The 12114-nt window shown below is 71.4% G+C and carries 11 protein-coding genes; 6 read left to right on the forward strand and 5 right to left on the reverse strand.

Features of this window, described 5'->3' with window-relative positions; genetic code table 11:
* The first annotated feature begins 370 nt into the window (after positions 1-370).
* The 3 genes from ACYVD1_RS33645 (at position 371) to ACYVD1_RS33655 (ending at position 3506) form a co-directional block, all read left to right on the forward strand.
* A complete protein-coding gene (locus tag ACYVD1_RS33645) occupies positions 371-1618 on the forward strand; it encodes a GNAT family N-acetyltransferase (RefSeq protein WP_460778524.1) in 1248 nt (415 codons plus the stop codon).
* An 81-nt stretch (positions 1619-1699) separates the two neighbouring features.
* Positions 1700-2989, forward strand: coding sequence for a GNAT family N-acetyltransferase (locus ACYVD1_RS33650; protein ID WP_460778525.1), 1290 nt, complete (start codon positions 1700-1702; stop codon positions 2987-2989).
* Positions 2990-3047: 58 nt separating this feature from the next.
* Complete coding sequence (locus tag ACYVD1_RS33655) at positions 3048-3506, forward strand: nitroreductase family deazaflavin-dependent oxidoreductase (RefSeq protein ID WP_460778526.1); 459 nt, start codon at positions 3048-3050, stop codon at positions 3504-3506.
* A gap of 50 nt (positions 3507-3556) precedes the next feature.
* On the opposite strand, the gene ACYVD1_RS33660 is transcribed toward ACYVD1_RS33655, so the two are convergent.
* From ACYVD1_RS33660 to ACYVD1_RS33670, 3 genes are all read right to left on the reverse strand, one after another.
* Positions 3557-3919, reverse strand: coding sequence for an AtuA-related protein (locus ACYVD1_RS33660; RefSeq protein ID WP_460778527.1), 363 nt, complete (start codon positions 3917-3919; stop codon positions 3557-3559).
* Complete coding sequence (locus ACYVD1_RS33665) at positions 3916-5223, reverse strand: acyclic terpene utilization AtuA family protein (RefSeq protein ID WP_460778528.1); 1308 nt, start codon at positions 5221-5223, stop codon at positions 3916-3918. Before ACYVD1_RS33665 ends, ACYVD1_RS33660 begins: the two co-directional genes overlap by 4 nt.
* Before the next feature lie 90 nt (positions 5224-5313).
* Positions 5314-6684 carry a CitMHS family transporter gene (locus tag ACYVD1_RS33670; RefSeq protein ID WP_460778529.1) on the reverse strand — a complete coding sequence of 457 codons (1371 nt, stop codon included), beginning with the start codon at positions 6682-6684 and terminating at the stop codon, positions 5314-5316.
* Positions 6685-6802: 118 nt separating this feature from the next.
* Here ACYVD1_RS33670 and ACYVD1_RS33675 point away from each other — a divergent pair, with 118 nt between their 5' ends.
* On the forward strand, positions 6803-7729 hold the full coding sequence (locus ACYVD1_RS33675) for a LysR family transcriptional regulator (protein ID WP_460778530.1): 927 nt from the start codon (positions 6803-6805) through the stop codon (positions 7727-7729).
* Between the two features lie 58 nt (positions 7730-7787).
* Here ACYVD1_RS33675 and ACYVD1_RS33680 read toward each other — a convergent pair whose 3' ends face one another.
* Both ACYVD1_RS33680 and ACYVD1_RS33685 read right to left on the reverse strand, forming a co-directional pair.
* Positions 7788-8846, reverse strand: coding sequence for an aminotransferase class V-fold PLP-dependent enzyme (locus ACYVD1_RS33680; RefSeq protein ID WP_460778531.1), 1059 nt, complete (start codon positions 8844-8846; stop codon positions 7788-7790).
* A 152-nt stretch (positions 8847-8998) separates the two neighbouring features.
* A complete protein-coding gene (locus tag ACYVD1_RS33685; protein WP_460778532.1) occupies positions 8999-9538 on the reverse strand; it encodes a MarR family winged helix-turn-helix transcriptional regulator in 540 nt (179 codons plus the stop codon).
* A 219-nt stretch (positions 9539-9757) separates the two neighbouring features.
* Between ACYVD1_RS33685 and ACYVD1_RS33690 the strand changes: the two genes are divergently transcribed.
* The gene (locus tag ACYVD1_RS33690) at positions 9758-10720 is read left to right on the forward strand and encodes an MBL fold metallo-hydrolase (protein WP_460778533.1); all 963 of its coding nucleotides are present in this window, start codon (positions 9758-9760) and stop codon (positions 10718-10720) included.
* A gap of 73 nt (positions 10721-10793) precedes the next feature.
* The coding region (locus ACYVD1_RS33695; protein ID WP_460778534.1) for an FAD-dependent monooxygenase at positions 10794-12114 on the forward strand (1321 nt) is incomplete at its 3' end.

The following is a 12114-nucleotide window of genomic DNA, read 5'->3' on the forward strand; positions in this document are numbered from 1 at the left end:
GTTGTTCGTCCTGGTGTGGGGCGGTCTCGGCCACGGGTCCCACCCCCTCCCGGTGTCTCGTTCACACGTTCGAGAAAGACGTTAGCGAAACAGGTGGGCCGGTGTGGGGGGAATCGGCGAACTCCCCCTGATTCTTTCTCTAGGGCGAACCGACCTGAGTGCCTGGCTCTTCAACGGCGGCCTGCGGCCGTAGTGCTGTGTGTTGACCGGGGTGGAGGGTGGCTGAGGGAACCCCGAACAGCTCACAGCCCCCGACGCGGGCCAGCGCGAGCGCGCACCGGAGGACCTCCGTGACTGCCTCGTCGTCCAAGGGATCGAACCGTCGAAAAGGGGTGGCCCGGGTCACCCCTGCGCTGCAAGGGTGGCGGGTATGGACGCGCAGAACATCCCCCGCACCGGACACACCGAAGGCACATCCTGGACCGTCCGAGGCGTCGGCCCTGAGGAGTTCCCCTCCGTGGTCGGGGTCTACGCCGAGCCGATGATCGTCGCCTCCGACGACGAGCTCGAGGCCGAACGCGAACACCCGGTCGCCGAACACGATCGCATCCTCGTCGCCACGGACGGCGACCGCATGGTCGGCACCACCGCCGCCTACACCCTGGACATGACCCTCCCGGGAGGTCCGCGCACGGTCGCCGGGGTCACCGGGGTCGGCGTGTGGCCCACCCACCGCCGCCGCGGCGTCCTCACCGCCCTCATGCGCCGCCAGCTCGCCGACATCCACGCCCGCGGTGAGGCGGTCGCCGCACTCTACTCGTCAGAGGACGCCATCTACGGCCGCTACGGCTACGGCCTGGCCGCCTTCGAACTCTCCGCCCGGATCCGCCGACCCTACGCAGTGCTGCGCTCAGACGCCCCCGGTGACGCCGCACTCTCAGTGGAACTGCTGCCCGCCACCGAGGCCCGACCGGCCCTCGACCGGCTCCACCGCGAGACCGTCACCGCCCGCGTGGGCCAGTTCGCACGCGGCGATTCCTGGTGGGGGCGCGTCCTCAAGACCGGCGCCCCCTGGGCTGCCGTGGTCAGCGGCCCCGACGGACCCCAGGGATACGCCCTCTACGCCACCACCAACTACCGGTCCGCGGACGGCACCGACGCCAGGGTCGACGTCAAGGAAGTCGTCTCCACCACCCCCGCGGCGCGCGCCGCCCTGTACCACCACGTCTTCTCCCGTGACCTGGTCACCAGGATCTCCTTCCGCTCCCTTCCGGCCGACGACCCGCTCACCAACCTGATCGCCGACCGCGACCGGCTGGTCGAAACGGCCCAGGAGTCCCTGCGGATCCGCCTGGTCGACCTGCCCCGCGCCCTCGCCGACCGTCCTTACGCCACCCTGGTGGACGTGACCCTGGCGGTGCGGGACGTCCACGCACCCTGGAACGACGGCACCTGGCGCCTGCGCACCGGGCTCGACGGCGCCACCTGTGAACGCGCCTCCCAGGGCGCCGACCTCACTCTGGACACCGCCCACCTGGGATCGGTCTACCTCGGTCAGCGCTCGCTGACGGCCCTGGTCGACGCCGGACTGGTCACCGAGCACACGCCCGGTGCCGCCTCCCGCCTCGACACCGCCCTGCACCTGCCGCGCGCGGCCTACTGCGGGCTCAACTTCTAGATCCACCGGTGTGTCCGGTCACGGGCGCGCCGGCCACAAAACCTGTGGCCGCCCCAGAGGGGCCGCTGATATGCCTTGTCCATGGGCGAAAACGAGAAAGTCGGCCGCACCGTCCCGGACCCGGGTTGGACCGTGCGCCACAGCGACCGCGACGAGTTCACCGAGGCGATGCGGGTGGTCGGTCAGGCCCTCCTGTTCCCCGACGGCCCGGAAACCTTGGCCGAGCGGGCGCGCCCGCTCCACGACGCCATGGGCTACGAGCGCCTCCTCGTCGCCGTCGACGACCGGGACGGCGACGACGAGGTCATCGGATCCACCAACTACTTCCCCCTCGACATGACCATGCCGGGCGGCCCCGCCTCCGTCGCCGGGGTCACCGGGGTCGGCGTGTGGCCCACCCACCGCCGCCAAGGGGTACTGAGCGCGCTCATGCGCCGCCAACTCGCCGACATCCGCGAGTCCGGGGTGCGCTACGCCGCCCTGTGGGCCTCGGAGGGCTCCATCTACGAGCGCTTCGGCTACGGCAAGGCCTTCGATGAACTGCGGACCAGCATCGGCCGACCGCACACCGTGCTGCGCGCCGACGCGCCCCGCGACCCGGACCTGCGGACCGTCCTGAGCGAACCGGAGCAGGTCCGCGCCGACCTCGCGCGGGTGCACGACGAAGTGGCCCGGTCCCAGATGGGCCAGATCCGCCGCACCGAACCCTGGTGGGACCGCGCTCTGCGCGACGGCCCCGAACAGCGCGGGGACCAGGGGCCGCTGATGGCCGCGGTGGTACGCGGCCCCGACGGGCCGCTCGGCTACGCCCTCTACCGGACCAGGGGCGACTGGGCGGACGACGGCGCCCGCGGCGAGGTGCACGTCCGGGAGATCACCGCGACGGCCCCCGCAGCCTGGACCGCCCTGTTCGAGCACCTGTTCAGCCGCGACCTGACCAACCGGGTGGTTTTCGGCTTCCTCCCGGCGGACTGCCCGCTGCACCACCTGCTCACCGACCGCGGCCGGGCCGCGCGCCAGTACTTCCCCTCCCTGTGGCTGCGGCTGGTGGACCTGCCCGGAGCCCTGTCCGAGCGGCCCTACGCGATGCCCTTCGAGGCGGTCTTGGACGTCACCGACCGGTACGCACCGTGGAACGCCGGACGCTGGCGGGTCAAGGCCGACACCGACGGGGCCCGGGTGGAGCGCACCGAGGCGGCACCTGACCTGTCCCTGGACACGTTCCACCTCGGCGCCGCCCACCTCGGCCAGACCTCGCTCACCGGTTTCCTGCACGCGGGCCTGGTCACCGAGCACACCCCGGGCACGGTCACCCGCCTCGACACCGCCCTGCACCGTTTCGACGCGCCCTTCTGCGGCGTCATCTTCTAACAGAGGGTCGCCATGGCACCATCGGGGTGGTTTCCTTAGCCGAGCACCGAGGAGAGTGGTGAACGTGAGCGACGTGTTGCAGGGCGAGTACGTGCCGAGTGCGTCGAAGTGGGTCCGCGACCAGGTGGATCTGTACGAGCGCACCGGCGGCCGCGAGGGCAACACCCTGCTGGACACCGGGATGCCGGTAGTCATCGTGACCATGCGGGGCCGCAGCAGCGGCAATGTCCGCAAGGTCGCCCTCATGCGGGTCGAGCACGATGGCGAGTACGCGCTGGTGGGGTCCGTGGGCGGCGCGCCCAAGGACCCCGTCTGGGTGCACAACCTGCGCGCGGCCCCCGACGAGGTGGCCATCCAGGACGGCCCCGAGCCCTTCGCCGCACGGGTCCGGGAGATCGAGGGCGAAGAGCGGCAGGTGTGGTGGGAGCGTGCCGTGGCGGCGTTCCCGCCCTACGCCGACTACGATCGCAAGACCGACCGGCACATCCCGGTCTTCGTCGCCAGCAAGAAGGACTGACCTGGCCCGGGGCTGGGGGCCACGGCGCGTCGGTGCGGCAGCACGTCCCGCTAACGGTCGGGTCCCCCGGACTCCGGCGGGACGGGAACCTCCGTGCCCAGGAGCACCGACGCCAGCGTCTTACCGTGGGCGTCCAGGTGCAACGACGTGGTCACCGTGTCATCGGATGCCCGGGCGCACACGATCACCAGCGCCCGCACGTGGTCCATCCGGTGCACCTCCACCGGTCCGCGCACCCGTTCCGCCAGGGCCTCGCCGACCCGCTCGGGGGTCAGCTCCGCGCACAGCACCGGGTACCAGCGTTCCTCGCGGGCGATGACGGAGAGCGTGTTGAGGTTGCCCTTGTCCCCGGCCCTGGCGTGGGCGATCTGGTGCAGACGGACGCTCCCGCCGTCCCTTTCCGGCCGACTCACTTCGCTCCCTCCCCGAAGTAGGTGGTGCGGGGCTCGACCAGGTCGCGCCCCACGGTGGTCGACAGGATCCCGATGACCTCGGTGCTGCGGGTGCGCACCCCGCCGCCCCCGGCCGGACCGCACGTGTACAGTGCGCCGACCTCTTCCTCGACCGCCTCAGCGCCGACCCGGTCCGGGGCGGCGCCCGCCACCCGCAGTCGGCACTCGCCGACCTCGTCGGGGGTGTCCGCGCCGCCGATGACGTCCACCCGCACCGGTACACGACCGGCCAGGCGTTCACGGACCACCTCGCCGGCCAGCCGGGCACGGGCCCGCGCTCCGGGCCCGGCGTAGGAGATCTCGCCCTCGCCGCGGAAACCGGCCCGGTAGCCGACGCTCGCCTTGAGCCGGTCCGGTCGCGCGCGACCGCGCGCCCCCGAGACCCGCACCCGGTCCGCGCCCGTCTCCGCCAAGCGCACCCCGGTCATGTCCAGGGTCACGTCCGGGGTCAGGTAGGCGGCTGGATCGGTGACCTCGTAGGTCAGCTGCTCGGTGACCGTCATCCGGTCCACCCGCCCGCCGGTGCCCGGGTTCTTGGTGAGGACCGCGGAACCGTTCGGCGCGACCTCGGCCAAGGGGAACCCCAGGTTCGCCAGGTCCGGGACGTCTTTGAGTCCGGGGTCGGCGAAGTAGCCGCCGGTGACCTGGCCGGCGCACTCCAACAGGTGCCCTGTCAGACTGCCTGCCGCTAGCAGCCCTTCGTCCCGCGGATCCCAGCCCAGGGTGTCCAACAGCGGGGCCAGGAACAGCGAGGGGTCGGCCGCCCGCCCGGCGATGACGATGTCCGCGCCGTCGGCCAGGGCGGGTAGTAGGGCCTCGGCCCCCAGATAGGCGTTGGCCGAGACCAGTTCGCCGTGGGACTCCAGCGGTCGGCCGTCCTCCCAGGCCGGGGCTGACCGGTCGATCCGGTCCAGGACGTCGTCACCGGTCACCGCGGCGATCCGGGGGGACACCTCCAGTTCGCGGGCCAGTTCGTGGGCCATCCGCGCGGCTCCGACCGGGTCGGCCGCCCCCGCGTTGGTCACCAACCGGGTGCCACGACGGGCCAGCGGTTCCAGCAGCAGGGCCAGCCGTCTGCGCAGCAGCGGGTCGTACCCGGGCCCGGAGCCGTCGGTGGCGCGCAGGGAGGCCAGCGACACCGTCCGCTCACCCAGGCACTCCAGGACGAGGGTGTCGAGTGCACCCCGCTCCACCAGGTCGACGGCGGGTTCGAGGCGGTCGCCCGCGAACCCTGCTCCACAGCCGATGCGGACACCTTGGGGCACGTGTTCTCCTTCAGTTCGTGTGGGTTGGTCGTGCTTGCTCTTCATGGAATCCGGGCTCACGGCACGGTTCCGCTCTCCGGTGGCCCCCGGTCAGGACACCCAGAGCGGAATGACACCCATCGCCAGCGCGGAACCGAAGACCACCAGGCTCACCAGCCAGATCCATGGGAAGAGGAACCGGATGTGCGAACCGATGGGGACTCCGGTAAGCCCCACCAGGAGGTAGAAGGAACCGGTCATCGGGCTGATGGGAAAGCCCACGGTCTCCTGGCCGGTGATGGAGGCCTGTGCCACGTCGATCGGAGCCACCCCGAAGCTCTCACCGACGGCTGCCAGGACGGGCATGACCGCGAAGTAGTAGGCGTCCGGCCCGAAGAGCAGGCTCATGGGAACCGCGAGCACCCCGATGAGCAGGGGAAGTCCCGGGCCGAGGGAGGCAGGCATCGCACCGGTCATGGATTCGGCCATGGCCTGGATCATGCCGCTTTCCTCCATCACACCGAGGAAGACGCCTGCGGCGAGCAGCGTGCTGGCCATGAGGATCGCGCCCTTGGCGTGGGAGTTGATCCTGGCCGTCTGTTCCTTCATGCCCGGGTAGTTCAGGACCAGGGCGACGACCAGGGCCAGCATGAACACCAGTTCCGGTGGCATGCTGCCCGAGATGAGCACGCCGACGGTGGCCAGGGTCAGGGCCGCGTTGACCCAGTACAGGCGCGGGCGCAGGAGCTCGGGGTGGTCTGACTCGTACTCCGGGCCCTGCTCCCGCGTCGTGTCCTCTTCGGCCCCTTCGGCCGAGTGGTCGCCGCTACCCGCTCGGGACGGGACCCGCTGCTCCTCTGTTGGAGCGTTGAGCCGGTTGCGCTCACGCACCCCCAGGTAGTAGGCGATGGCCACACAGGTGACCATGCCGATCACCTGCGCGGGGATGAGCGGGACCCACAGGTCGTTGGCCGGAATCCCGGTGGCCGTAGAGGCCCGCACTGTCGGACCTCCCCAGGGGACGAAGTTCATGATCCCCGCCCCCAAACCGGTGAGCGCCGCCAGGACGAGCCTGCGCATCCCCAGCGCGTCGTACAGCGGCAGCATCGCGGGGATGGTGATGAGGAATGTGGTCGCACCGGCGCCGTCGAGGTGGGCCACCATCGCCAGGACCACCGTGGCCACCGCGATGGTCACCGGGTTGTTGCCCGCGAACCGCAGCACCCGGCGCACGATCGGGTCGAAGAGCCCGGCGTCGCGCATCACCCCGAAATACAGGATGGCGAACACGAACATGGCCGTGGTGGCGGCCACCCCGTTGATGCCCTCGCTGGCGAAGGCGGCGACCTCGCCGGGGCCGAATCCCATGAGGAAGGCCGCGGTAACGGGGACGCCGATCAGGGCGACCACCGCGCCCACGCGGTTGGACAGCAACAGCACGAGAACGACGGAGATCGTCGCGAATCCCATGGCGGTCAGCATGCGGAGGGCTCCTCTGGTCTGGGGGGTGAACGTGGGCTGGGCCACATGCGCCCCATGTTTCCCCTGAGTTTCCGTGCATGTCCAGCATGGAATCGGCAAGCACCTATGCTCTGAAAGCATGGATCTCACCCTGAGGCAGCTCCAGGTCTTCGCGGCCGTCGCCCGCCAAGGAAGTTTCACCGGCGCGGCCGATCAGCTCCATGTCGCCCAGTCGTCCTTGAGCCGTACCGTCATCTCGATGGAGCGCACGCTGGGTGTGCCTCTGCTGGAGCGCACGACCAGGCGGGTGCGCTGCACGCCGGAGGGGACGGAGGTGCTCGCGGTGGCCGAACGCCTGCTGTCCCAGCACCGGGCGGAGATGAACGGCCTGGAGCGCTACCTGCGCGGCGACCGGGGCACGGTGACCGTGGCGACGCTGCCCTCACTGGCCGCGACCCTGCTGCCCCCGGCCATCGTCCGCCTGCGCAGGGAGGTTCCCGGGATCGACGTGCACGTCCTGGACGGCATGTCCGAGGCAGCGCTGGACCGGTTGGCGGCGGGGGAGTGCGACCTGGCGCTGGTGGCGGTCGGCCGCCCCCGCCCCGGTACACGCTCGGCGCCGCTGGCCAGGGACCGGTTCCTGGCGGTCCTGCCCCCGGAACATCCCCTCGCCGAGCAGACCGTCCTGACCTGGTCCGCCCTGGCCGCCGAGCCCTTCGTGGTCACCGGCGGGGACTCCAGCGTCCGCATGGCCGTCGAGGATGCCCTGCGCGACGCGGGTGTCCTCGACCCGCACCTCATCCAGGCGAGGAACATATCGACGGTCGGGGGACTGGTCTCCGCCGGGATCGGGGTCTCGGCCCTGCCCGCGCTGGCCCTGCCCCTGTTGGGTTTCGCCGAGCACGTCCGGGTGCCGCTGGAGTCCCCCGCGACGGAGCGCGGCATCAGCGTGGTGGTCCCCGAGAACCGGACCACGAGCCCCGCCGCCGCGCGGCTCCTGCGCGTGTTGCGCAGCATGCGAGAGGAGGGCCATCCCCTGCCCGAGGGTGCGGACTGGGAGCGCTGACGCAGGTGCGGCACCCGGTCACGCTGACTGGGAACGGGGCCGGGTCAGAGTGGCCGACTCAGGCCCGTAGGGCCTTGACCAGGTGATCCACGTCCTCTTCGGTGTTGTACAGGTGGAAGCTGACCCGCAGCCGCCCGTCGCGGACGGATGCGGCGATCCCCGTTTCGGTAAGGCGCTTGGCGCTGCCCTCGGTGGTGGGGACCGAGGCGATCGCCGAGCCCGTCTCGGCGAGCTCCATCGCGGCGCGGAACCGTGCGGCCAAGGCGACGTCGTGGGCGTGGACGGTAGCCACCCCGACCTCGTTCAGCAGGTCAAGTCCGGGTGCCAAGCCGATCCAGGCTGGCCACACCGGTGCCAGGTCCAGGCGGCGCGGCCCTTCGACCAGGCGCAGCCGGCTGCTGTAGAGCGCGTCCCACGGTTCGGCGTCCGCGTACCAGTTGGGGGCGAGGGGCGCGAGCGTGGCCAGGGCCTCCGCGCTCCCGGTCAGGAAGGCCGCCCCTCGGGGGCCCAACAGCCACTTGTAGGTGCTGCACACGAGAAAGTCCGCGCGGTCCGCGGGCAGCGGGAGCCAGCCCGCCGACTGACTGGTGTCCAGCATGAGGCGGGCGCCGTGGTCGGCGCAGGCCGTGGCCAGGTCCGCGACGGGGGCGAGCGCCCCCGTGGCCGACTGGGCGGCCGCCACCGCGACCAGCGTGGTGGCCGGGCCGACCTCCTCGGGCAGGCGTTCGAGAGGGACCTGTCGGACCCGGACCCCGTGCGCCTGGCGGGCCAGGAAGGGGAAGGACACGGAGGCGAACTCGCCCTCGGCGAGAAGGACCTCGGATCCGGGCGGCAGACTCGCGGCGACCGTCCCGACGAACTGTGCGGTGTGCGTGCCCACCGCGACCCGGTCGGCGGTGACCCCGGCGAGCTTCGCGTACGCGGACCGGGCCTCCTCCACGAGGCCGTCGACCGCGCCGGGGGAGAAGTTCCCGGTGGCGAGCTCCTGCGTGTGCTGTTCCAGGGCAAGGCGGGCCCGCGCTGGTAGCAGGCCGTGCGTGGCGGTGTCGAGGTAGGTGTTCTCGGCGGAGAACTGGCTCTGTGCTGCGCGCAGGCGGGCGCGGCCGGTGTCGTCCATGCGCCGATGCTTACAGGTGGGCGGGTCCCGCTCAAGGTCCATTCCGGGCGGTGGGCGGGATCCAATTCCGTCCGCCCTGGAACAGCCGGTTCTCCGGAACGGTCACCAGCCCGGGGCGGTCGGCGGTCCGGTGACTTCGGCCGCCCCGACGCTCAACTGCGGAACTTGGCCTTGGCTTCGGTGGATCCGGCCATCAGCTTGTTGAGCAGGCGGACCAGTTCGCGGCGCTCCTCGGGCTCGAGCGATTCCGCCCACGCGCTCTCGCGGCGGTTGTGTGCGCGGAAGACACCCAGGATGGCCCCGTATCCGGCCTCGGTGAGGCTGAGCTGGAGGGCCCGGCGGTCGTGCGTGGCGCGTTCGCGGGTGAGCAGACCGTCGCGTTCGAGGGTGTTGAGCAGCGCGGACAGGGCGGCGCGGCTCATACCGGAGATCTCGGCGGTGGTCTTGGCCTCCATGGGGCCGGCCAGCCAGAGCGCGAAGAGCACGCGGAAGCCCGGCCAGGTCCAACCCCGGGGGCGGTGGACGGAGGACTCCAGGTCGTAGATGACCATGCTCGTCGCCCGGTTGAGGGTCAGGACCATGCGCATGGCCTCGGCGTTGACCGAAGGTAGCTCCCGTTCGGCCTTCTGCACCGCGTAGTCCACGAATGACCAGAAGGTGAGATCGCTGGGGGGTGCGGCGTTGTGAGTCACGGAACCAGCGTAGTGCCCGGGTGTGTTCGTCGTTGGCCGCGCCTTTGCCCCGCGGTCGCTCCACGCTTCCGTGGGTAGCCTTTCCATGTGATCTGCCTCACCCATCCGTTGGTCGTGTACCTCTTGGCTCTGTGGCGCAGGGCACGTTAGAGTCAGATTCATCAAACGTTTGATCATCTGGGTGGCGGCAGCCGCCCGCGACACGTGAAGGGCCTGACCATGGCAGCCAAGCCGTTCGCCTCATCCGCCGACACCGAGGCCAAGGAGCAGACCCTCGAAGTCCTGGCCGACGGCGTCTACGCGCTCACCGCAGAGGGCGACCCCAACGTGGGCGCCATCGAGGGCGAGGACTTCGTCGTGGCCTTCGAGGCCCTGGCCACCCCCACCGCCGCCAAGGAGTGGCTCGCCCAGCTCCGTGAGCACACCGACAAACCCATCCGCTACCTGGTGCTCTCGCACTACCACGCGGTCCGCGTCCTGGGCGCCAGCGCCTTCGACGCCACCGTCATCCTCACCCACGAGAAGACCCACGAACTCATCCGCGAACGCGGCAAGGAGGACTGGGCCAGCGAGTTCGGCCGCATGCCCCGCCTGGCCAAGGACGCCGACTCCGTCCCCGGCCTGACCTGGCCCACCCAGACCTTCGCCGACCGCACCACCATCGACCTCGGCGGCGACCGCGGCGAACTGGTCCTCGAGTACTTCGGCCGCGGCCACACCGAGGGCGACATCGTCGCCTGGCTGCCCAAGCAGAAGATCCTCTTCGCGGGCGACCTCGTCGAGGCCCAAGCCGCCCTGTACACCGGCGACGCCTTCCACAAGGACTGGGCCGGACCCACCCTCGACAGCGTCAAGGCCCTGGAGGCGGAGATGCTCGTCGGCGGCCGCGGCGCCGTCAGCCGGGGCCGCACGGAGGTCGACGCCGCCATCGAGCAGACCCGCAACTTCCTCGACGTGATGATCCGCGAGGTCGGCGCCGTCCACGAGCGCGGCGGCACCCTCAAGGAGGCCTTCACCGCCACGCACGCCGCGCTGGTCGGCGACTACGGCCACTGGCCGATCTTCGAGCACTGCCTGCCCTTCGACGCCTCCCGCCTCTGGGACGAGTTCAGCGGTATCGAGCGCCCCGTTATCTGGACCGCGGAGCGCGACCGCGAGGTCTGGGACCAGCTGCAGAGCTGACCCGCCGGAGGGCCGTCTCCCTCTTCCACCGCCCACCGCGCCCGTACGGGGCGCCCCACGAACGGAGCCCGCCATGCGTCCCCCAGCGCCACGCACCCCAGCCGACCCGTCCGCCGACCCCGTCCTGGTGCTCGGCGCGGGACCGGTCGGCCAGACCGCGGGCCTGCTGCTGGCCCGCCGTGGGGTCCCCGTACTGGTCGTGGACGGCCGCCCCGAACGCGACGCCGTCGGCTCCAAGGCCATCTGCCAGCAACGCGACGTCCTCGACGTGTGGGACTGGCTCGGCGGCGGCGCGATCGTGTCGGAGGGCTTGACCTGGGACACCGCCCGCACCTTCTACCGCGGGCACGAACTCTTCAGCGTCCGCCTACCCGACCCCGGGGCCTCGTCCCTGCCCTCCTTCGTCAACCTCTCCCAGTCGCGCACCGAGGAGGTCCTCGACGAACTCCTCGTCGAGGCGGGCGTGGCGATCAGCTGGGGCCACGAGGTCACCGGTATCGACCAGGACGCCGAAGGCGTCACCGTGGAGTGCGCCACCCCCAGCGGCCCGGTGCGCCTGCGCGGCTCCCACGCCCTGTCCTGCCTGGGCGCGCACGGCGGCGTCGTCCGGGACGCCCTGGGCGTCGACTTCTCCGGCACCAGCTTCGACGACCGCTTCCTCATCTGCGACATCCGAGCCGACCTCGGCGACTGGGAACGGGAGCGCCGCTTCTACTTCGACCCCGAGTGGAACCCGGGCCGCCAGGTCCTCATCCACCCCTGCCCCGACTCGGTCTACCGGATCGACTGGCAGGTCCCCTCGGACTTCGACCTCGAAGCCGAAGAAGCCAGCGGCCGCCTGGACGCGCGCATCCGCCAGATCATCGGGGACACCCCCTACGAGATCGTCTGGCACTCGGTGTACCGCTTCCACACCCGCGTGGCCGACCGCATGCGCTCCGGCCGGATCCTGCTCGCCGGGGACAACGCCCACCTGGTCGCACCCTTCGGCGCCCGCGGACTCAACTCCGGGGTCCAGGACGCCGAGAACGCCGCCTGGAAGCTCGCCTACGTCCGAAACGGCTGGGCCGGGGACGAGCTCCTGGAGAGCTACCACACCGAGCGCCACGCGGCCGCGCTGGAGAACGCCGAGATCACCAGCGCCACCATGCGCTTCCTGGTCCCGCGGGACGAGGCCGAGCACGAACGGCGGATCAGTGTCCTGGAACGGGCCGTCGGCGCGGCCGAAGCACACCCGCACGTCGACTCCGGGCGCCTGGCCGAACCCTTCTGGTACACCGACTCCGCGCTCACCACCGCCTGCCCGGAACGCCCCTTCGGCGGCCGCCCCCCGCGCGGGCAGGCCCCCGCGCCCTGCCCCGGCGTGATCCTGCCCGACGCGCCCGCCGCCCTGC

Source organism: Nocardiopsis nanhaiensis (assembly GCF_054778635.1).